At 70.9% G+C, this 21,326-nt stretch carries 19 protein-coding genes; 10 read left to right on the forward strand and 9 right to left on the reverse strand.

All coding sequences use genetic code 11. The features are described from left to right. The 3 genes from dnaA (at position 1) to TA3x_RS00015 (ending at position 3,854) form a co-directional block, all read left to right on the forward strand. Positions 1-1,455: a chromosomal replication initiator protein DnaA gene (dnaA, locus tag TA3x_RS00005; protein WP_435018057.1), complete on the forward strand. Its 1,455-nt coding sequence runs from the start codon at positions 1-3 to the stop codon at positions 1,453-1,455. 112 nt (positions 1,456-1,567) lie between these two features. Further along, positions 1,568-2,737, forward strand: coding sequence for a TlpA family protein disulfide reductase (locus TA3x_RS00010; RefSeq protein WP_435018058.1), 1,170 nt, complete (start codon positions 1,568-1,570; stop codon positions 2,735-2,737). A 274-nt stretch (positions 2,738-3,011) separates the two neighbouring features. Then, on the forward strand, positions 3,012-3,854 hold the full coding sequence (locus TA3x_RS00015; RefSeq protein ID WP_435018059.1) for a hypothetical protein: 843 nt from the start codon (positions 3,012-3,014) through the stop codon (positions 3,852-3,854). Between the two features lie 112 nt (positions 3,855-3,966). Here TA3x_RS00015 and TA3x_RS00020 read toward each other — a convergent pair whose 3' ends face one another. Further along, on the reverse strand, positions 3,967-4,098 hold the full coding sequence (locus TA3x_RS00020; RefSeq protein WP_435018060.1) for a hypothetical protein: 132 nt from the start codon (positions 4,096-4,098) through the stop codon (positions 3,967-3,969). Positions 4,099-4,431: 333 nt separating this feature from the next. Between TA3x_RS00020 and TA3x_RS00025 the strand changes: the two genes are divergently transcribed. Then, positions 4,432-5,235 carry a YoaK family protein gene (locus tag TA3x_RS00025; protein WP_435018061.1) on the forward strand — a complete coding sequence of 268 codons (804 nt, stop codon included), beginning with the start codon at positions 4,432-4,434 and terminating at the stop codon, positions 5,233-5,235. A 147-nt stretch (positions 5,236-5,382) separates the two neighbouring features. Here TA3x_RS00025 and TA3x_RS00030 read toward each other — a convergent pair whose 3' ends face one another. Then, a complete protein-coding gene (locus TA3x_RS00030) occupies positions 5,383-9,138 on the reverse strand; it encodes a DUF4394 domain-containing protein (protein ID WP_435018062.1) in 3,756 nt (1,251 codons plus the stop codon). A 396-nt stretch (positions 9,139-9,534) separates the two neighbouring features. On the opposite strand from TA3x_RS00030, the gene TA3x_RS00035 reads away from it, so the two are divergent. After that, on the forward strand, positions 9,535-10,035 hold the full coding sequence (locus TA3x_RS00035; RefSeq protein WP_435018063.1) for a hypothetical protein: 501 nt from the start codon (positions 9,535-9,537) through the stop codon (positions 10,033-10,035). 29 nt (positions 10,036-10,064) lie between these two features. On the opposite strand, the gene TA3x_RS00040 is transcribed toward TA3x_RS00035, so the two are convergent. Continuing rightward, positions 10,065-11,333: a multidrug effflux MFS transporter gene (locus tag TA3x_RS00040; protein WP_435018064.1), complete on the reverse strand. Its 1,269-nt coding sequence runs from the start codon at positions 11,331-11,333 to the stop codon at positions 10,065-10,067. A gap of 119 nt (positions 11,334-11,452) precedes the next feature. Beyond that, a complete protein-coding gene (locus tag TA3x_RS00045; RefSeq protein ID WP_435018065.1) occupies positions 11,453-11,698 on the reverse strand; it encodes an FmdB family zinc ribbon protein in 246 nt (81 codons plus the stop codon). A gap of 170 nt (positions 11,699-11,868) precedes the next feature. Between TA3x_RS00045 and TA3x_RS00050 the strand changes: the two genes are divergently transcribed. Beyond that, positions 11,869-12,540 (forward strand): NAD(P)H-hydrate epimerase, encoded by a 672-nt coding sequence (locus TA3x_RS00050; protein WP_435018066.1) that lies wholly within the window; start codon positions 11,869-11,871, stop codon positions 12,538-12,540. An 18-nt stretch (positions 12,541-12,558) separates the two neighbouring features. Here TA3x_RS00050 and TA3x_RS00055 read toward each other — a convergent pair whose 3' ends face one another. Continuing rightward, positions 12,559-13,026, reverse strand: coding sequence for a hypothetical protein (locus TA3x_RS00055; protein ID WP_435018067.1), 468 nt, complete (start codon positions 13,024-13,026; stop codon positions 12,559-12,561). Between the two features lie 37 nt (positions 13,027-13,063). Next, positions 13,064-14,029, reverse strand: a complete 966-nt coding sequence (locus TA3x_RS00060) for a DUF1559 domain-containing protein (protein WP_435018068.1) — start codon at positions 14,027-14,029, stop codon at positions 13,064-13,066. 278 nt (positions 14,030-14,307) lie between these two features. Here TA3x_RS00060 and TA3x_RS00065 point away from each other — a divergent pair, with 278 nt between their 5' ends. Next, positions 14,308-15,729: a PepSY-associated TM helix domain-containing protein gene (locus TA3x_RS00065; RefSeq protein ID WP_435018069.1), complete on the forward strand. Its 1,422-nt coding sequence runs from the start codon at positions 14,308-14,310 to the stop codon at positions 15,727-15,729. Between the two features lie 139 nt (positions 15,730-15,868). Further along, positions 15,869-16,537, forward strand: coding sequence for an endonuclease III domain-containing protein (locus tag TA3x_RS00070; RefSeq protein ID WP_435022456.1), 669 nt, complete (start codon positions 15,869-15,871; stop codon positions 16,535-16,537). A 30-nt stretch (positions 16,538-16,567) separates the two neighbouring features. On the opposite strand, the gene TA3x_RS00075 is transcribed toward TA3x_RS00070, so the two are convergent. Beyond that, positions 16,568-16,927 (reverse strand): hypothetical protein, encoded by a 360-nt coding sequence (locus TA3x_RS00075; RefSeq protein WP_435018070.1) that lies wholly within the window; start codon positions 16,925-16,927, stop codon positions 16,568-16,570. A gap of 305 nt (positions 16,928-17,232) precedes the next feature. Between TA3x_RS00075 and TA3x_RS00080 the strand changes: the two genes are divergently transcribed. Beyond that, complete coding sequence (locus TA3x_RS00080; protein ID WP_435018071.1) at positions 17,233-17,910, forward strand: PEP-CTERM sorting domain-containing protein; 678 nt, start codon at positions 17,233-17,235, stop codon at positions 17,908-17,910. Positions 17,911-18,103: 193 nt separating this feature from the next. Continuing rightward, the gene (locus tag TA3x_RS00085) at positions 18,104-18,601 is read left to right on the forward strand and encodes a DUF2721 domain-containing protein (protein ID WP_435018072.1); all 498 of its coding nucleotides are present in this window, start codon (positions 18,104-18,106) and stop codon (positions 18,599-18,601) included. Positions 18,602-18,668: 67 nt separating this feature from the next. On the opposite strand, the gene TA3x_RS00090 is transcribed toward TA3x_RS00085, so the two are convergent. Together TA3x_RS00090 and TA3x_RS00095 are read right to left on the reverse strand one after the other, a co-directional pair. After that, positions 18,669-20,351 carry a pre-peptidase C-terminal domain-containing protein gene (locus TA3x_RS00090; RefSeq protein ID WP_435018073.1) on the reverse strand — a complete coding sequence of 561 codons (1,683 nt, stop codon included), beginning with the start codon at positions 20,349-20,351 and terminating at the stop codon, positions 18,669-18,671. Between the two features lie 297 nt (positions 20,352-20,648). Next, complete coding sequence (locus TA3x_RS00095) at positions 20,649-21,200, reverse strand: hypothetical protein (protein ID WP_435018074.1); 552 nt, start codon at positions 21,198-21,200, stop codon at positions 20,649-20,651. Positions 21,201-21,326 lie beyond the last annotated feature (126 nt).

Here is a 21,326-nt window from a genome sequence, read left to right on the forward strand (position 1 = left end):
ATGGCTGCGCAGGCGACGATGGCGGTGGCGGAAACCTCGTTGCGGGCCGCCGTGGCGGAACGGATCGGCGAGTCCCGGTTCGGCCTCTGGTTCGGCGAGGGGGTCCACCTGGGCGTGGCCGGCGACGCGCTGGAGGTCGGCGTGCCCAACGCCTTCTTCCGCGAGTGGATCCGCGGCCACTTCGCCGGCAACCTGATCGAGGCGGCCCACGCCGTGACCGGCCGATCCTTGCGGCTCCGGTTCCACGTCGCCGACGAGGCCGAGCCGCCCCTGGGACACGTCGTCTCCCCCCTGCCCGCCCCCGACCATCGGCCCGGCGGCGGCGATGATCACCCGACGATCCCCCTGCCCTCCCCCCCGGCCGATCGCCCCCGCGCCCAGTCCGCGCCGGCCCCGAGCGTCACGCCGCCGCCCCCCGGCCGCCCGGCCCGGCGGCTGGAGGATTTCGTCACCGGCCCGGGCAACCGGCTGGCGCACGCGGCGGCCATCGAGCTGATCCAGGCGGGCGGGGCCTCGTTCAACCCCCTGGTCATCACGGGCGGGACCGGCCTGGGCAAGACCCACCTGCTGGAAGGGATCGGCGCCGCGCTGCGGGCCCGACACCCCGGGCTGCGGGTCGTCCAGATCACCGCCGAGTCGTTCACCAACGGGTTCCTGGACGCCATGAGGCACGGCACCCTGACCGCCTTCCGGGCCAAGTACCGGGGGGCCGGGGCCTTGCTCGTCGACGACGTCCACTTCCTGGCGGCCAAGAAGGCGACGCAGGACGAATTCCTCCACACCTTCAACGCCCTGGTGGCCGACGGCGTGCCGATCGTGCTGACCGCCGACCACCACCCCCGGCAGATCGCCAAGCTGAGCGACGAGCTGGCCACCCGGTTCCTGGGCGGGATGGTCGTCCGGCTGGACGCCCCCGACCCGGCCACCCGCAAGGCGATCCTCCAGGCCAAGGCGGCGGCGCGGGGCGTGAGCGTGCCCGACGCCGTCCTGTCCTACGTGGCCGAGCACCTCCGCGCCAGCGTCCGCGAGCTGGAAGGGGCGTTGCACAGCCTCCTGGCCCACGCCCTGCTGGCCGGCAAAAGGCTCGACCTGCCCCTGGCCAAGGTGGCGCTCCGCGACACGATCCGCCACACCGCCCGCTCGGTGGCGCTGAAGGACGTCGAGCGCGTGGTCTGCCAGCTGTTCTCGATCGAGCCCGACGCCCTGAAGGCCGACAACCGGGCCCGCGCCATCGCCTACCCCCGGATGCTCGCCATGCACCTGGCCCGCCGGCACACCGGGGCGGCCTACAGCGAGATCGGCCGGTTCTTCGGCAACCGCAACCACTCCACCGTGATCTCGGCCGAGAAGAAGGTCGAGGGCTGGCTCCGCGACGAGGCCCGCAACGGCATCCTCCCCGGCTTCGAAACCATGGGCGACATCCTCCACGCCCTGGAACGATCGCTGGGCGCTTGAGGCACTCGCCTCTTGACGGATGTCAGAGGCAACCCGCAAACTGGTCCCGGCTGGCCGAACCCAGCCCGGCCATCGAGCGGGGGCGGATCCGATGCGTGGGCGGTCATTCTTGGTGTCGTGCATCATCGCGGCCGTGCTTTCCCCGGGACGCCGCACGATCGGCCAGGAGGCCGGGGGCCTGGCAAATCCCCTCCGCGCGATCGTCGGGGCCCAGGAACAGGCCCGCCGGCGACTCGACGAGGCGCCCGAGGCGAAGGCGGACGCGGCCATCGCCGACTACCTGGCGGAGACGGCCCGGAACACGGATCGGGCCCTCGACCTGATCCGCGCCCATCCGGCCGACCCGGCTGTTGTCGAGGCCGCCCGGTTCGTCATCACGACGGCCGGCCGGGGCCCGGGGGACCAGTCCTACCGGGCGATGGAGATCCTCCTGGACGGCCACGTCGCCGACCCGGGCATGGGGGAACTGTGCGGGCGGATGTTCCACTTCGCCCACGCCCCGGTCGCCGAGCGGCTGATCCGGGCCACGCTCGCCACGCACTCGGACCATGCGGCCCGGGGTCTGGCGTGCCACTCTCTGGCGACGCTCCTGGGCTATCGGGCCGGGATGGTGCGGGCGATCCACGAGGGACGCAGGGGGGCCGACGACTACGCCCATGAGCCGATCCTGGAGTCGACCCGGCGCCTGGTGGCCGAGTCGGACCCGGCCGCCCTGGATCGCGAGTCGGCCTCCCTGCTGGAACGGTGCGTGGCCGAGTTCTCCGACGTCCCGGACTGGTTCACGCCCCGGCGGTCGGTGGGGGCGATCGCCGAGGGGGAGTTGTTCGCGCTCCGCCACCTCGGCATCGGCCAGGTCGCGCCGGAGATCGAGGGCAAGGATCACGAGGGCAAGCCGTTCAAGCTCGGCGATTACCGCGGCAAGGTCGTGGTGGTCGTCTTCTCGGCCAGCTGGTGCGGCCCCTGCGTGGGGATGTACCCCGAGGAGCGGGCCCTGGCGAAGAAACTGGAGGGCCGGCCGTTCGCCCTGCTGGGGGTCAACGCCGACGCGGATGTGGGGACGCTCAAGGCGGCGATCGCCTCGGGCGAGATCACCTGGCGGTGCTGGTGGGATGGCGGGATGGACGGGCCGATCACCACGCGGTGGGGCGTGTCCGGCATCCCCGAAACCTACCTCATCGACGCCGCCGGGGTCATCCGCCGCAAGAACCTCCGGGGCGAGGAGCTGGAGCGGGCCGTCCTGACCCTGCTCGACGGGCCGCCCGCCGGCCCGCCCTCCCGATGATCCGGGCGGGTGAGCCTGCCCCGAGCGGAGGCACGTCGACGCACCGACGCCGAACGGATCCGTCAACGCCGCCCGCGAGGATCGGTCCGGGCGGGTCGGTTGTGGCGTCAGGGCAACCCGCCATGAGGCCTGATTTCCCCACGAATTGACCCGCCCCGGGGGCCGTCCGGGGTCCATTGACTCGCTCGGAATTCGGCCGCTACACTGATCCGCGGCCTGCGCACGATCGCCGGGCTCGCTCGCGCGATGGGTGGCGGACCCCGGGATGTCGATCATGAAAGACGCGTTGGTCATCATCTCTCATTACAATGCCTGGCCGGCCACCCAGCTCGTCAGCCTGCTCGACCAGATGCGCGAGATCCCCGCGGGCCACCCGTTCCGGGCCCGGATCGTGGTCAACCAGGCCGAGGACAAGCCGCTCGAACTCCCGGAGCGCCATCGGGGCATCGACGTCTTCTATCGCGAGAATGTCGGCTACAACATCGGCGCCTGGGATCACGGCTGGAAGCAGGAGCCCAAAGCGGACTTCTACCTCTTCCTCCAGGAAGAGTGCGTGATCCTGAGGCCGGGCTGGCTGCGGGACTTCATCCGGGCGGCCTCGGATCCCCGGGTCGGGCTGGTCGGGGAATCCCTCGAACTCTGGCAGCAGACCTGGGAGCAGATCGATTATTACCGCGACCTCGCGGGCAACGTCCCGATGACCGTCTTCGGCCGGGATTGTTCCTGGTCGGAGGCGAACCGGATGTTCCTCGACAAGCACGGGATCCGGGCCGGGAGCGGCTCGGATCATCTCCAATCCCTGATCCTCGGGATGCGGGGGGATGTGCTGGAGAAGATCGGCGGCTTCCCCCTGGGGGTGACCAAGGACGAGGCGATCTGCTCCGAGGTCGCCATCTCCAAGGCCGTGCAGGCCCTCGGCCTCCGGATCCGCCAGGTCGGCCTCCGGAGATTCACCCGGATCCACCACCCGCAATGGGAGGCGGAGCGGGCGGAATCGCACCGCATCGGCTGGATGGTCGGGCGGGCCTTCGAGACCTATCTCCCGTCCACCAACCGCCGCGTCCGCGGCACCCTGTCGTCCCTCAAGGGGAAGGTCCGGGGCCTGCACCATCGCTGACCCGGCGTCGGGATTTCGACCGCAGACCCCGGCGCGATCGGGCGCGGGCCGGACGAGGTGCGGGGGGACGTCGAGGAGGATGGGCCCCCTCCGTCCCCCGCCTCGGACCGGATCAGCCCTTCTTGACCGTCTCGTTCGGGGACGGGGTGTTCCCCTTCAGTTCGCGGAGCCGGGCGCGGGCCTCGGCGCGGCGGATGAGCTTGCGTTTCCTCTGCTGCACCTTCAACGAGCTGGTCTTGACCATGGCGGTTCTCCCTGGGTCGATCCGGGCGTGCGCCCGGCGAATCACAGCGACGATTGGACCAATCCGGCACCGCTTTGGCAACACCGTCCGGGAGGATCTCGGACGCCGGGCTCGGCCGGCCACCCGGCGGTGGGCCCGCCCCCCCGGTGGCCGATGGGCCTCTCCCTGCTAAAATGGGGAGGGCGGGACCCGCCCCCCCGCGCCCCGGGAGTGGCCTCGCCCTCCCCCCACGAATTCGTTAAAAGTAGTTCCGGGGACCATTCAGCCAGCCCGAACGATCGGGCTTGGTCAATCCAGGAGGCCGGGGTTCATGGCCTCGGATCGGGCCGAGGGATGAGAACAGACGTTTTCAAAGAAGTGACCGCGCAGCGGAACCAGGCCCTTTGGCTGCTGCTGGGCTTCCAGAGCGGCTTCATGAACGCCGGGGGCTTCCTGGCGTGCCACCAGTTCGTCTCGCACATGACGGGCTACGGGACGACGGTCGGGGTCTCGATCGGGACGGGTGACTATATCCGCTCGTTCGAGCTGGCCCTGGCCCCCCTGTTCTTCCTGGCCGGGGCCGCCTATGCCGGGTGGCTCGTGGACCGGCGGCTGATCCTCGGGCTGGAGCCGAGGCTGGAGGCCGGGATCCTCACCCTGGCGATCATGAACGTCGCCGTCTTCGTGGGCGATGCCTCGGGCCTGTTCGGGCCGTTCGGCGAGCCGCTGGTCATGCAGCGCGACTTCTTGCTGCTGTTCTGCCTGTGCTTCGCCTGCGGCCTCCAGAACGGGCTGTTCACCGGCCTGACCGAGGGGAAGGTCCGGACCACCCACATGACCGGCCCGACCACGGACATCGGCCTCACCCTGGCGAAGGTCTTCACGCTCCACCGGGGCGACCCGGAGCGGGGCAAGCTCACGCGCCTGAACCTGCTGCGGGTCAAGATCGTGGTCGCCTTCTCCGGCGGGTCGCTGATCGCCGCCCTGGTGTTCCAGCAGATCACCTTCGAGGGGTTCGCCATCCCGGCGGCGACCTCGCTGTTCGTGCTCTGGTACGTCCGCCGGCTGCTCCGGGTCGGCGGGCCCGAGTCGCCCGACCAGGTGGTGCAGTCCCTGCTCATCCCCGACGAGCCGTCCCACGCCGCCAAGGTCGGCTGACCCGGACGCCCCCGTCGAGGCACGGCCCGCTCGCCGGGGACCGGGCCTCGCTCGACCCGACCGGCGCGCGGGCGGGGGGCGGCGAAGTCGATATGACTCGCCGCCCCCCGCCCGATCACATCCGGTTCACGCGACTGGCCGAGAGGCTCAGCGCGGGATCTTCCTGGCGGGGCCCGCGTAGCTGGCCCGGTTGAACCGCCCGGCGAAATCCGTGCCCGGCCGGTTGTTGCCCGCGCCATCGAGGCCGACGCCCTGGATGCTGCGGATGCCGCCGGGGCCGCCGTTGACGGCCACCCGGTACGCCCCCCTCAGCGGCAGCCTCTGGGCGAGGGTGAGCACGACCTGATTGGTCCGCGCGATGAAGCGGATCGAGCGGATCCGGACGGACGCCCCGTTGCCGCGGGACACTCGGTAGTTGCTCAGCAGGCTCGCCGTCGCCGGGTCGACCGGCCCGTCGAACGAGATGACCAGGGTGGTCTTCTGGAAGGCCGTCCCGTACCGGACCACGCCCGCGACCCGCGGCCCGACGAACACCGGCGCCGGGGAGACGTTCAGGATCACCGAGCCGAGGTTGCTCTGGGACGTCCCGTCGCTGGCCCGGAAGGTGAACTGGTCCACCCCGGAGAAGCCGGCGTTGGGCGTGTAGGCGAACGACCCGTCGGCGTTCAGGATCAGCGTCCCGTTGGCCGGCGGCGTCACCAGGATGGCGGACAGCGGGTTGCCCTCGGGGTCGGTCGCGTTGGCCAGGATGCCCGGCGCCCCGACGATGGCGGACTGGCCGGCGATGGCCGCGAAGGTCTGGCTGCCCGGGATCACCGGCGGGGCGTTCGCCGCCGCGATGGTCAGGGTGACCGTCGTGATGGGCCCGTTTTGCGTGCCGTCGTTGGCCTGATAGGTGAAGCTGTCCGCCCCGACGAACCCGGCGTTGGGCGTGTAGATGAACGAGCCATCCGCGGCGAGCGTCAGGACGCCGTTGGCGGTGGTCGTCACCAGCACCGCCGTGAGGGACGAGCCTTCGGGGTCGAAGTCGTTGCCGAGCACGCCCGGCACGGCGACGACCAGGGGCGTGCCCTGCGTCCCGTTGTAGAAGTCGGGCAGGGACACCGGGGCGCCATTGACCGCCGTCACGGCGATGGACACCGAGGCGATGTCGCTCTGGCCGCCGCCGCCGCCGGCCCGGTAGGTGAAGCTATCCAGCCCGGAGAAGCCGGGGTTGGGCGTGTAGGTGAACGACCCGTCGGCGTTGAACACCAGCGCGCCGTTGGCCGGGCCGCCGACCAGCACCGCCGTCAGGGCGGCGCCCGTCGGCGAGTTGTCGTTGCCCAGCACGCCCGGGGCGGGCACCGTCAGCGCCGCGCCGGCGGAGACGGTGTAGGTGTCGGCCACCGCCACCGGGTTGGTCGCGACGACCTGCGAGACCAGGATCGTCACGCCGGTCAGGTCGCTCTGGTTGACGGCGTCGCTGGCCCGATAGGTGAAGCTATCGACGCCGAAGAACCCGGGATTGGGCGTGTAGGTGAACGAGCCCTCGGGGTTCAGGATCAGCGTCCCGTTGGCCGGGCCGGCGACCAGCACCGCCGACAGCGGGGAGTTGTCGACGTCGGTGTCGTTGGCCAGCACGCCGGCCGGCGCATCGATCGTCAACACGGTCCCCTGGGGGGTGGTGTACGTGTCGGGCAGCGCCACCGGCGGGGTGTTCACGAACGTGACGGTGAGGGTCACCGTCGCGATGTTGCTGGCCTGCGAGCCGTCGTTGGCCCGGTAGGTGAAGCTATCCTGCCCGGAGAAGCCGGCGTTGGGCGTGTAGGTGAACGAGCCGTCGGCGTTGAGCGTGAGCGTCCCGTTGGCCGGGTTGGCGACGATCACGGCCGTCAGCGGGTCGAGGTCGGCGTCGGTGTCGTTGGCCAGCACGCCCGAGGCGGCGGGGACGGTCAGGGGGGTGCCCTGCGGGGTCGAGTAGGCGTCGTTCGCCGCCACCGGCGCCGCGTCGTCGTCGATGATCGTCAGGACGGCCGTCGCCACGGTGCCCAGCGCCGCCCCGCCGGTGGGGTTGGTCAGGGCGAGGTTGATCGTGGCGTCGGGCTCATCCAGGCCGTCGTCGATGATCGGGATCTGGATCGTCTTGGAGGTCTCGCCGGGGCCGAAGACCAGGACCTGGTCGAAGGCCGTATAATCCGCCGGGCTGGTGGCCGTCCCGTCGGAGGTGGTCAGGCGGATCGTGGCGATCCCCTCGCTGCCCTCGACTCGGTTCACGGTGATGGTCGCGAACGGCCCGGCCTCGCCCGTCGAATAGGTCGCCGTGCTGAATCGGAACGAGCCGAACGGGGCCACGGCCAGGCCGCGGAGCAGCAGCGGCGTGGCCCCGCCGATCGGCGAGGCGCCGACCCGGGTGGCCTGGCCGCTGCCCAGGTCGATCGTGTAGAGCGACGAGGAGACGCCGTCGGTCGTCAGGGCCGCGAAGGCCAGGTTGCCTATGCCGCCGAACGACAGGATGTCGAAGCCGGCCACGTCCTGGAAGTCGACGCCCAGGGCGCCCACGTTGGTGAGCGTCCCCGCGTTGGGCGGGTCCTGCACCACCAGCGAGTTGGTCGTCGAGTCCAGGTTGTACAGCGTCGTCGAGGTCGAGCCGGCGAAGCTGTTGGTGTAGGCCGAGGAGACGACGTTGGGGTTGCCGGACGCGTAGGCCAGCGCCCCGTCGGTCGCCGTCAGCGTCCCGTCGTTGGGGTTCAGCCGGAGGTTCTGGTCGGCATCGCTGGTCACGCGGGCCCGGTCGGGCACCGGGTTGAAGTCGAAGCCGAACGTGGTGCCGTTCAGGGTGAACGCCCCGTCGGCGCCGACCTGGGTGGCCGCGCCGGTGAGCGGGTTGATCGTGTAGAGGCGGCCGTTGCCCAGGCCGTAGAGCTGCCCGGTGGACGGCCGGAAGTCCAGGTCGAGGATCGACTCGCCCGACGCCAGCCCGGTGATCGGGATCGAGATGATCGCCGTCGAGATGTTATTGCTGCTGAACCGGACCAGGTTGCCCGTCGTGGCGTCGATCCCGTAGAGGATCGCGCTCGGGGGGACCTCCGGGACGATGGCGATGTCGGTGACCAGGGTCGGGGCGGAGCCGATCGCACCGATGGGCGTGGCGGCCCCCGTGGCCAGGTCGATCGTGTAGAGCGACGAGGAGACGCCGTCGGTCGTCAAGGCCGCGAAGGCCGTGTTGGCGCCGACCGACAGGATGTCGAAGCCGGCCACGTCCTGGAAGTCGACGCCCAGGGCGCCCACGTTGGTGAGCGTCCCCGCGTTGGGCGGGTCCTGGATGACCAGCGAGTTGGTCGTCGAGTCCAGGTTGTACAGCGTCGTCGAGGTCGAGCCGGCGAAGCTGTTGGTGTAGGCCGAGGCGACGATCCTGGGCGTACCGGCCGAGTAGGCCAGCGCCCCGTCGGTCGCCGTCAGCGTCCCGTCGTTGGGGTTCAGCCGGAGGTTCTGGCCGGAGTCGCTGGTCACGCGGGCCCGGTCGGGCACCGGGTTGAAGTCGAAGCCGAATGCGGTGCCGTTCAGGGTGAAAGCCCCGTCGGCGCCGACCTGGGTGGCCGCGCCGGTCGAGACGTCGATCGTGTAGAGGCGGCCGTTGCCCAGGCCGTAGAGCTGCCCGGTGGACGGCCGGAAGTCCAGCCCATTGAGGGTGTCGCCCTGGGCCAGGCCGGTGATCGGCGTGGTGGCGATGATCGCGGAGGGGGCGGCCGTATCGAAGCGAATCAGGGTGTTCCCGGCGGTGACGCCCAGCGCGGTCGCCATCAGCGTGCGGTCTTCGCACTGTTCCAGGAGCCGGATCGAGCGGAGTTTTCGATTCTGGCGATCCCGCCGTTCGGCGGAGGCCGATCGCGACGCCTGCCATGAGCCCCAGAGAGAAACGGTCATGTCGCCCGGCTCCTTCGAAGAAATTCAGAGACCGCGAGCGAGGATCGGCGCACGACAGCCGATGGGCCCTCGCAAACCAACGGCGGCCCCGGGCGATGGCCCGGTCGAACGCGCCATATAATCCGGCCGAAGCCGCCCAGCCATGATGCCGTGAAGGAGTTCATTTCTCCATAGGTTGAAAGGCGGTTTGGGTGAAATAGGTAAAGATTTCGCCATTTCCCGGGTTCCCGACCCGCCAAATGATGCGTTTTGGCAGCGGTCGGGATGCGATTCGCGAGGAACTGGCCGACCGCGCACCAACCAAGGCAGGCCCTGCGACGTAGCAAGGACGGGCGGGCACGACCGGGGAGACGCCCGATCCGCCCCGCCGACTCCTCATGTTGGGAGCACACAGCAATGAATCTCACGAGCGGATTCTTCCCGAAGGCGGCCCTGGCGATGGCGATGATCGCCGGCACGATCTCGCCGGCATTCGCGGGGCATGGCGGTGGCGGCGGCGGGCACGCCGGCGGAGGCCATGTCGGAGGCGGGCACCCCTCCGGGGGCCATGTCGGCGGGGGTTATGCCCACCACGGCGGATATGGGGGCGGGGGTTATGCCCACCACGGCGGATATTATGGCGGCTACGGCGGGCTCGGCCTGATCGGGCTGGGCCTCGGCGGGTATGGCTACGGCAACGGGTTCGGCTATGGCTACGGGAATGGGTTCGGCTACGGGTTGTCCCCGAACTTCGGCTATTCCAGCGGCTACGCGACCGCCCCGGCGATCCCCGCGGCCCAGCCCGCCTCCGCCCCCTATCCGACCGGGCAGACGTACGAGCCGGGCGACGGCTACAGCTATCCCGTGTACTACGACCCGGCCACCGGGCGCACGATCTACTATCCGGCCGCGCGTTGAGACGGGGCGGAGGCCCGGCCCTCCCCGGCTCAGGCCCGGGAGGGCTGGATCGCGCCGGGGGCGGCCGGGATCGGGGCCGATCCCGGTTGGTGGGCGTTGCGGCGTTCGGCGACCAGGGCGACGGCCAGCGAGATCGCGGCGCACCCGGCCATGGTCGCGGCCATCGGCCGGGGCGTCCCGTCGTGGAACAGGGCGACCACGGCCCCCGTGCCCGCCCCCACGGTGAACTGGAGCGCCCCCACCAGGGCCGACGCCACCCCGGCCCGGTGCGGGAACGGCGCCATCGCGGCGGCGGTCGCGTTGGGCAGGATCAGCCCGACCGTCGACAGGCAGGCGAAGATCGCCGCGAAGCACGCCGGGAACCCGCCCCATCCCGACCACGCCAGGGTCAGCACCAGCGCCGCCGACGCCGCGTTCGCCAGGCACGCGGCGCGGAGGATCGCGTGGGTATCGAACCGGCGGGTCAGCCACCGATTGACCTGCGCCGACCCGATCAGGCCGATGGCGATGCTGGCGAACGCCAGGTTGAATCCCCAGGGCGACAGCCCGTAATACCGGGTGAACATCGACGGGGCCGAGCCCACATAGGCGAAGATGATCCCCAGCGCCAGGCTGACCGGGGCCGCATACCCCATGAACCGGGGGTCGACGATCAGCTCGCCGTACTGGCGGAACACCACGCCCAGCGAGTCGCGGCTCCGGCGATCGGGCGGGTGGGTCTCGGGCAGGTCGACCGCCACGGCGACGCCGCACAGGCAGGCGAACCCGGCCAGGGCCCAGAAGATCGACCCCCAGCCGCCGAGGCCCATCAGCCACGCGCCGACCGACGGCGAGATGATCGGCGCGATGCCGATCACCAGCATCAGCATCGAATAGATCCGCGCCGAGTCCGCCTCCTCGAACGAGTCCCGGACCACGGCCCGCGCGATCACCATGCCGGTGGCCCCGGCCAGACCCATCGCGAACCGGGCCAGGATCAGCGCCCCGATCGACCCGGCGAAGGCGCACGTCGCCGAGGCCAGGGCGAACGCCGCCGCCCCATAGAGCAAAGGCTTGCGCCGCCCCACCCGGTCGGAGATCGGCCCGCAGATCAGCTGCCCCACCGCCAGCCCGGCCAGGAACATCGAGAGCGTCAGGGGCATCGCCCCGCCCCGGACCCCGAGGTCCCGCTCGATGCTGGCGAACGCCGGCAGGTACATGTCGATCCCGAGCGGGCCGAAGGCGTCCAGCAGGCCGAGCAGCAGGATGAAGCGGAAGCCGGAGCGGGGCGAGGGGGACGCCGGTTGGTCGAGGGGCATCGAGAGATTCCGGGAGGTCGGCCGAGGGGAGGGTTTCGGCGGGTGGTCGCTGGCGGATGATCCGGACTCATCCTAGGCGGGCAGGCAACCCGGACGCCCCTCCTCGGCCAACCCTCGCGTCACATCGCGCACATCCCCGAGCCGCATCCGCCCCCGCCGCAGCCGAACGACGGGGCGGCGGCCGGCTGGCAGACCGGCAGCGACGCCCCCTGCCCCGCGTTGGCCCTGGCGGCGGCCGGGACGCTGAACTGCTTGGCCAGTTCGGTCCCCCGGCAGCGCGGGCAGCGCGGGGTGTCGCTCGACGAGCGGACCAGGGTCTCGAAGGCGTGGTCGCAGGGCTCGCAGCGGTACTCGTACATCGGCATCGGAGGCCACCTCTCCCGTCTCGACATCCCGGGGCGGAGTTCGCCGCCGCCCCCCGGTTCGCCGGCCATTTTCCGCCCCGATCGGCCGGCCTGTCAACGCCGCCCGGCGGATCGACGTTGCCACGGCCCGGGATCGGGCGGACAATGGGACCATCGAAAAGGAGCCGCCGATGCCCGTCCGCCCGCTCTCCCGCGACGAGGTCCGCTCGATCGACGCCCGCGCGGCCGAGGAATTGAAGCTGCCGACCCTGGCATTGATGGAGAACGCCGGGCGCGGGGCCGCCGCGCTGATCCGCGACCGGATCGGGTCGGGACGCGTCGTGATCGCCTGCGGGCCGGGCAACAACGGCGGCGACGGGTCCGTGGTGGCGCGGCACCTGGATGCCTGGGGCTTCGACGTCCGCGTGCTCTGGTTCGTCCGGCCCGATCGGCTCAAGGGGGATGCCGCCATCCAGCGCGACGTGGTCGAGCGGTCGGGGATCGCCGCGACGGAGGTCGACGACGGCGGCCCGATCGACGGCCTCTGGGAAGGCGCCGACTGGGTCGTGGACGGCCTGCTCGGCACCGGGCTGACGCGCGAGGTCGAGGGGCCGCTCGCCTCGGCGATCGCGTCGATCAACCGTTCGGGGCGGCCGGTCCTGGCGTTGGACCTCCCCTCGGGGCTCGATGCCGATTCGGGCCGGCCCCTGGGGGACGCGGTCCGCGCCACCCTCACGGCGACGTTCGTCGCCCCCAAGCTCGGGTTCAGCCAACCCGGGGCGTCGGTTTATACGGGCGAGGTCGCGGTGGTGGACATCGGCGTCCCGCGGCTGATCCTCGCCCCGTTCCTCGCGGATCGATGATCCGCCCCCCGCCCCGGCTCAGAAGTCGCGCGGCGGGGCCGGGACGGCGGGGCGGGTCGCCCGGGGTTCTTCGAGTTCGAAGGGGGGCAGTTCGTTCTCCCTGGGCTCGATCCTGGCGCGATGTTTCGAGAGGGCCACGTCGTTGAACCGACCCTTGAGGCGATCGGTAGCCATCGGCGTGTTGTCGGTCGGCCAGAAGAAGGTGGCCGCATAGTCGCCCGGCACGGCGCCATCGCCGTCGGCGTCGGTCGAGAGGACGAAATGCCCCGCATCGTCGGCCACGCCCACCGGCCGGGCGGCGTTGCCCTCGGCCGAGGGGTTATGCATGGTCACGATCATGCCCTTCGCGGGGACTCCGCCTACGAGCACGGTGCCGCGCACCGGATACTTGGCCGGCCCGTCGGCGGTGCCGCCGCATCCGGCCGCCAGGCCGGCGATCCCCATCAGCAGGGCCGCCGCGGCCGTCCGGCATCGATTCTTGGTCATGGGTGTGAGGTCGGGTCGTGGTGGGTTCATCGGGGGTTCAATAAGAATCGGCGCTGATGATGGTGCCGTCGTTGATGCCGATCAGTCCGAACAGGGTGTTGGCGGCCAGGGTGGACTTGAGGAAGCGCACCGACCCGTCCCCCATCACCACGTTGGCCCCGCCCGGGTGGAAGCTGTACGGGCAGGACGTCGCCGAATTGGTGCAGTTGATGACGCAGTTGCCGCCGCCCGAGATCCGGCCGTCGAAGCTGAACGTCCGCTGCGACAGCCGGTTGGTCGCGCCCAGGTGCCCGGTGAAATAGCCGTAAGGATTGTCGCCGCCGTCCACGCCCTTGGCGTAGTAGACCTTCGGGCCGCCGGTGATCTCCGCGAAGAAGATCGTGTTGGACAGGCCGTCCGTGATCGCCGAGAGCGGCATCGACTTGAAGCCGGCCGAATAGGAGATCGCCCCTTCGTACTGGAGCGGGGGGACGTAGACGTTGGCGGCGGCGTGGTAATCGACCAGCGCCGCGCGGAACTTCCCGCTCGGGGCCCCCGCCACCAGGAGGCCGGCCGGGGTCGTGAAGTCGTCGACCAGTTGGGTCGGGTTGGAGGGGCAGTGGTAGGCCGAGATCCCGGCCTGGCAGACCGTCGTGTTCGGCGCCTCGGCGAAGTTGAAGCTCACGTTCCAGGCGTTGAACGACGACCCCAGCTCGATGAACGGCAGCAGGCTCACCGACCAGTTCGTCGCGATCCGATAGCCCCGCGCCGTATCGGTGTTGTAGACGTCCTGCCCGAGCGGGACCGTGCCGTTCGCGTCGATGTAATTGTGGACGCCCAGCCCGATCTGCTTGAGGTTGTTGGTGCACTGGGTCCGCCGGGCCGCCTCCCGCGCCGCCTGCACGGCCGGCAGCAGCAGCGCGATCAGGACCGCGATGATCGCGATCACCACCAGCAATTCGATCAGCGTGAAAGCCCTGCGGGCGGCGGGCGTGCAACGGACGCGGCGTGAACCTCGGGGCATCGGTCGTCGGCTCCACAAGCAAAAGAGTCCGGATCGGCGGCGAGATCGACGGGACCAACGCCCATCCCACCCGATCGGCCCTCGTCAAATCGCGAGTTCCTTGCGAAAGGCCTGTCATCGTCGGAATAAGTTTGAAATCGAGACTCGATCTCAACTACAATCCGACGCGATCAAATTACCGCGGCGATCGCGGGCTTTCAAGGACGGACTTGCCGTCGCGTCCGAATCGGGTCGGACAGGTTCCCGGCGGAAGGCCGGCCCCGTCGGGGAGATGGGTCATGGGGATGGTCGAGGTGCCGATGCTCGCCGAAGTCGCCCAGGAGGCGCCCGCCGTGCGGGGGCCGCGGCCGTTGCGGAGTCCCAGGCCGGCCGCCGCGGGGCCATTCCGCACGGTCTGGCGGTGGCACTTCTACGCCGGGATGATCGTCACCCCGTTCCTGGTGATCGTGGCCCTGACCGGCGCCCTGTTCATCTTCGAGCCCGAGATCATGCGGGCCGCCCACGCTCGGCTGATGACGGTGCCGCCCGGGCCGGCTTCGGTCGGGGCGAGGGCGATGGTCGAGGCGGCGGTCCGGGATCAGCCCGGCCAGATGCCGATCGTGCTGGCCCTGGGCCACGAGCCGGATCGGGCGGCGGTCGTCCTGTTCGGCAACCGGGAGCGGAGCATCCAGGTGTTCGTGGACCCCCGCACCGGGCGGGTCCTGGGCTCGGTCGACGACTCCAGGGACCCGGTCGCGATCCTGATGCGGGCGACCCTGAAGCTCCACCGGCAGTTGTTCCTGGGGACGACCGGCCGGATCTTCGTGGAGCTGGCGACCGGCTGGACGGTGGTGCTGCTGGTCTCGGGGATCTACCTCTGGTGGCCCCGCCGCCACGAGAAGGTCAAAGGGGTGTGGAAGGTCCGCTGGTCCGGGGCCAAGCCGTACACCCGGCTCCGCGACCTCCACTCGGTCTCCGGGGCGTACCTGATGCCGGTGGCCCTGGTGATCGCCGTCACCGGGCATTTCTATACCCTGGGCTGGGGCACCGGGGCCCGCTACGCGATGGGGGCCGTCCCCCCCGCGTCGAAGGCGAAGCCCGCCGCCGGCGGCCAGGCCCCCGCCCCGGCCAAGGTCGCGGAGATCCCCCCAGGACTGGACCGGATCGTCGCCGAGACGCGGGCCCTCTACCCCGACCGGGTGATCCGGGTGCCGCTCGCGGCCACGCCCGACCGGTTCGCTCCCGAACTGGGCAAGACGGTGGCCGCCACGGCGATGAATCGCTATGAATCCGGGGCGTATGGGCCGATCCGGGGGGCCCTGGTCACCTGCCGGCCGGAGGACGGGTCGGTGATCTCGCATCGGTCGATGGCCGAGAAGACCGATCGCTGGGTGCAGAGCTGGGCCTACCCGCTCCACGTCGGCAGCATCGCCGGGCTCCCCTCCAAGCTGATCTGGCTGGCGGCGTGCCTGGTGCTGGCCGCCCTGCCCGTGACCGGGGTCTGGATGTGGTGGCAGCGCCGGCCCAAGGGGCGGCTGGGCCTCCCGCGTCGGCCCGAGGCGGCGATCCCGGCCTGGCTGGGGGCGACCGTCACGGCCCTGTCCTTGTTCTATCCGGCCGTGGGCCTGAGCGCCCTCCTCCTGGTGTCCTGCGAGTTCGCCTGGACCCGGTCGGCCCGGCTCCTGGCCCGGCGGAGGGGGATCGGCGCGGCCTCGGCCTGAGCGGATGGCACGGCAACTGCGGATCCATCCCACCCGGACGATCCGCCCAGGCCGATCCACGCGGGGATGATACGCCGTGGCAACCAAGGTCAAGCACCCGGTGGCGATCTCGATCTCGGAGGACGTGCGGGCCCGGGCCATGCTCGTCAACGACCGGCTTTGTGCCGAGTACGACGCCCCGATCCCGTTCTTCCACGACTTCGACCCGATGAGCGAGCTGGTCTCCTCGCTCCTCTCGCACCGGACCCGAAACGCCGATTCCGGCCGCGCCTTCAAGCAGCTCCGGGCCCGCTTCGCCGACTGGCCCGCCGTCCGCGACGCCCCCACGGCCGAGGTCGAGGACGCCATCTCCCCCTGCACCTGGCCCGAGCAGAAGGCCCCGCGGATCCAGCTGATCCTCCGGACGATCACTGAGCAGCGCGGCGAACTGTCCCTGGACTTCCTCGCCGACCTGCCGGTGGTCGAGGCCCGGCGATGGCTCGAATCCCTGCCCGGCGTCGGCCCCAAGACCAGCGCCGCGGTGCTCCTGTTCAGCCGCCTGCGGATGCCCGCCCTGCCGGTCGACAGCCACCACCACCGCGTCGCCGCCCGCCTCGGCCTCATCCCCGCCAACATGGACGTCGGCCCATCCCACGCCGTCCTCGCCGCCCAGCTCCCCCCCGACTGGTCGGCCCAGCAGGTCTACGACAACCACGAAGCCCTGATGCTCCACGGCCAGAAGGTCTGCTTCCCCCGGGGCCCGAAGTGCGCCAAGTGCGTCGTCCTCGACCTCTGCCCGTTCGGCCAGGGTCGCACCAAAACGGATTGATGTCTTTCCTGCCGCCGGGAGATCGATCTTTCAAGCCAGCCCGTCCGGGAGCGATCGCCAGGGTTCTTCAAGCTCCTGGATGATGTCCGAGGCATCGGTCTCCAGCCGGACGTCGGCGGTGCGGGCCTCGGGCCGCCACCCCCGTTCCAGGCCCCGGCGGATGACGGCTTCGATCCAACGCGGCATGAAGCCGTGATCGGTGAATAACGTGTACGGCAGGTGTTCGGAGAGGACGAAGGCCACCAGGCGGGAGGAACCGCCGACGTCCGAGAACACGACGAGTTGGTGGCGAGCACGGGCCCGATTCGGCGGCGAAGGCTTGCCGAATCGCCAGTACAGGCGGCGGCCATCGACCGTGATCGTTCGCGCGGCGCGGGTCGAGCGGGGCATCGGCGGCGTCTCGGTCGGTCGCGGTCCCGGCGGAATGGGCGTCCGGAGCGGAGGATGAGCATGTTTCACGATTGTAACACGGTCCGTCCCGAAATGTCGTCGATCGTGCTCCCGCGTTCGGGTCCGGCGACCTCGGCGCGGTACGGGTTGGATCGGTGAAGTGACGGGCGTTGATGCCATGATTCCGGGGAAAAGCGCCGATGATGCATTTAATCATGCGTCGACACGACAAGTCACCCCGGGCGTAAGGTGAGCATGCCGGCCAACTTGCCGGGCAGCCCCCCTCACCCCGGAGTGACGCATCGATGATTCGACGCATGACCGCCCTCGCCGCTACGTTCCTGGTCCTCGGCTCCATGAGCCGGGCGGATGCCGCGCTTTCGATCGCCTCGATCGTCGGCGGCGTGCCGACCGGCGTCAATTATGTCAATTTCAACGACCTGACCCTGGGCGCCGGGGGCGGGACGAGCGGGGGGATCGCCGTCACCTTCACCGGCACCGCGCAGGCGGTCCAGGGCTCCTCGTCCGGCCTCTATGCCGCGCCGTTCCTCTCCAACAGCAACGGGGCCCTCTTCGGCGATCCGACCGTCGCCGGTGCGGACGCGACGACCTACCTCTCGACCGGGACGGGGACGGTGAGCCTGGCGCTGCCGGGGACCCAGATGTACCTGGGCCTGCTCTGGGGCTCGGTCGACTCGTACAACACGCTGCAATTCTTCTCCGGCAACAACCTCGTCGGGACGCTGACCGGGGCGGACGTGGCCATCGCCGCCAACGGGGATCAGGGGGCCTCGGGCACCTACTACGTCAACATCAACTCGACCCTGGGGTTCGACCGGGTCGTCGCGTCCAGCTCCAGCAACGCCTTCGAGTTCGACAACGTCGCGTTCAACCCGAACGCCGTCCCCGAGCCGGCCTCCCTGGCCCTGATGGGCTCCGGTCTGATCGGGTTGGTGCTCGCCCGGCGGCGGATGGCCCGCTGATCGGGAGAGCCCGCTCGCCGAACGGGCCGCGGGCCGCCCCCCCACCGGGGCGGCCCGAGGCCCGATGCGCGTGGCGGATCCGGCGGCGAACGCGTTCGGAGGTGCTGGAATAAGGCGATTTTGGCGCGAGTCTTGCTAAGAGCCCCCCCGGGACGGACCGGCTTGAATCGAACGATCGGGGGGTTGCAACAGGATGATGGGAAATTTGCCCAGGGTCGCGGAATACAAGCTGACGGACCTGCTCAGCTCGGCGGGCGCCACCATCGGCGTGATCATCGCGGGGACGATCTTCCTCCAGTTCCTCAGCACGAAGTTCACCGAGCTGGGCGGGCGCTATCGCGACCTGACGCGGGAATATCGGGGCGTGGACGGCGAACACATCCGCCACGGGCCGCTCCAGTCGCAGATCCGGAACTATCGCCAGCGGCTGATCCTGCTGAACCGGGCGTCGTGGCTGGGGGCGGTCGCGCTGCTCTGCTTCCTGGCGGCGGTGCTGGCCGGCGGCCTGTCGCTGGCCTACCCGCCGGTCCGGGCGTTCAAGGCGGTCGGGACGGCGGGCCTGGCGCTCGGGCTGCTGCTCGTCGCCGCGGCGGTGACGCTGGAACTGGCCGAGAGCATCATGGCCCGCAAGGAGATCCTGGACGAGATCTCCGACCTCGACGACGACGCCAAGATGGTGTCGCATCGGTGATCGTCCCCATCGGCGAAGGACCCCGGCGGCCGGCGATGGCCCCGGGGTCGTGGCGTGCCGATCCGGGTCAGGCGTACCAGCGGGCCAGGACATCGCGGGGGCCGTGGTTGGCCGGGCCGAACGAGCGGGTGAAGGCCGGGCGCCGGGCGGGCGGGGTGGTGGCCGGGATGTCGGTCGTGGTGCCCAGGACCAGGCCGGCCTGGCGGGTCCCGGTCGAGGCCTGGACGACCTGGATGGCCGACGAGGTGGGGGTGTAGGAATCGGCGGCGGCCATGTTGACCGTGTAGCCGATGTCGGCCAGCGAGGCGACCGTGATCCGGCTGATCGGGTTGCTGGCGGCGGAGATGTAGCCGGTCATCAGCTCGTTGCCGAACAGCGACTCGCGCCAGTGGCCGTCGCGGGTGCCGGCCGGGGCGGGCGTGCCTTCCACCGGCACGCCGGAGGCGTTGGTGCCGAAGATCGCGTTGTACTCGGCGATCGCCCGCGTGCCGAGGAACTGCGGGTTGGCCGTCCCGGCCCCGGACAGGAGCCCCAGCATCTGCCAGATGGTGCCGATGCCCAGGACGTGACCCATCTCGTGGAGGATCACCTCGGTCAGCGTGCCGTTGCTCTCCATCGACGCCAGGTCGGCGGTGTCGAACTGCATCGTGCCGTGGATCGGCAGCCGCGAGGCGCTCCGGATCGAGTCCGGCCCGGCCTGGCCCAGCACGCCCCCGGGGCCGTCGATGGCCACCGAGCTGGCGTCGATCAGGAGGTCATCGACGGCGATGCCGTTGTAGGTGGCGTTGGGCAGGTCGCCCACGATGATCGACTCCCACCGGGCGGCGGCGTTGTCGAAGGCGAGCTGCTGGGTCGCGGTCAGCCCGGAGGCCCGGATCACGATGTCGAACGCCCCGGGCGTCGGGGTGGTCGTGCCGCCGGCGGGCGGGGCCACCGTCAGGGTGTAGGACGGGTTCGTCGCGCCCCCGGTGCCGAAGGCCCGGACGAAGTAGGTGCCGGCGCCGAAGCCGGCGAGCGACACCGTCTCGACGTTGCCCGCGGTGTTGGACGCGGCCAGCACCTGCCCGGAGGCGTCGACCAGCTCCAGGCCAAGGTCCCCCTGGCCGTTCTGGAAGCTGATCGAGACCGAGCTGTCCGAGGCGCCCGCCGCCGTGGTGGTGAAGCTGAACCAGTCGGCCGAGTCGGCCATCACCAGGTTGGACACGGTGCGCGGGGCCGTCAGCGTGCCCAGGCCGGAAGCCGTCGCGCGGGTGTCGTTGTCCTCGAACGAGTCGTCGGCGACCTGCTGGATCGCCGGGCCGTCGACCGCCCACGAGTAGGCCCCGCCCCGGGTCCCGGAGTAGCTGGTGATCCCGAAGTAGTAGCGGCTGCCGGCGGCCAGCGTGACCGTCACCTGGCTATCCCGGTTCGACGAGGAGATGTCGTCGTTGTAGGCGATCCGGGTGCCGGCATTGGAGAAGACCCCGAGCACGGTGTCCACGCTGCTGGACGGGGTCGTCGCGGCGATCCGGTAGGAACCGCCCGTGGGGGCGACGAAGGTGTAATAATCGTTCTCGCTAGTCGCGATCGTGGCCGCCCCGGCGGCATCCCCCTGCGAATTCAACGACACCGCCACCGCGTTGCTCGGGGGCACGATCGAACTCGGCGGGGTCCCGCCCCACGACAGGACGAGACGTTGCTCCAGCGCCTCCAGGCTCGGACGATTCGTGCGGCGGGCCTGGGACGGACGCTGGGCGCGAGTGGCGAACATAGAGATGCGATCTCCGGGCCGGATGATGCGTGACGCGACGGTGTAATTCAGCGGGGTGCGGACGATCGAAGGGGCGGACGGACCGGCGAACGCCCGCGAGAAGACGCGGGGACGATCGAGGCCGTGAGAATACGTTATGGGCCCGACGATGGTTCGTCAACCCTCGGAATATCCGCGGCCGTGCCGTGTCCAGGAAGCTGTGCACGGCCGATCCGCCGATCCGAGGGGCGTGGGACGCCTGGCGAGGCCGGCCTCCGATGGGATCCTAGGTCGGCGTTCGCGATCGTGCCGCCCGGTTCATCGCCCCGGTTGCGCCCGGGGTTTGGAGGGGCCGAGGATCCCGGGGCGGGGCGGGCGCGGGTGCCGGGCGGCGTGCCGGGACCCGGCCGGGGGCGGGGCGTGGTCCGGGGCGATGATCGGCCCGACGCGATGCTCCAGGTCATCCCACAGGCCGGCCAGTTCGGCGCGGGCGGTCTCCGGCCGGGCCCGCGACGCGAGGCCGGCGACCTGTCGGCGGAGGCGTTCCAGGTCCGGTTCGTCCAGGACCCCGGCGCCGGTCAGGGCCACCAGCATGGCGTGGGTCGCGGCGACCGCCCGCCGCCACTCCTCGGCGGCGACGTCGGGCGGGACGACCGCGGCCAGGGGGTCGATGGCCGGGGCCACCCGGGCCATCCCGAACGCGGCGCGGGCCTCGTGGCGGGCCTTCCAGGCGCGGAAGCCCCGGTCCAGCCCGAACCACAGCGCCAGCACGCCCGCCACCAGCACCGCCACCGTCCACCGCCCCGAGACCCCGGGCGGTGCGGCATCTCGCCTCGTCAAATCGTCGCGCCTCCAGCGGCGGGTATTCATCGGCGACGCCTCCGGTCGTCCCGTTTCAGACGTGGGCGACCGTATTATCATGGGCGCGAAGGGCCTTGCGTGCGACTTCCCGGCGTCATTTTATCGAACCGGGGACGCGGATCGCCCCGGCAACTC

The sequence above is a fragment of the Tundrisphaera macrotermitis genome, assembly GCF_051175315.1.
GTDB lineage: Bacteria > Planctomycetota > Planctomycetia > Isosphaerales > Isosphaeraceae > Tundrisphaera.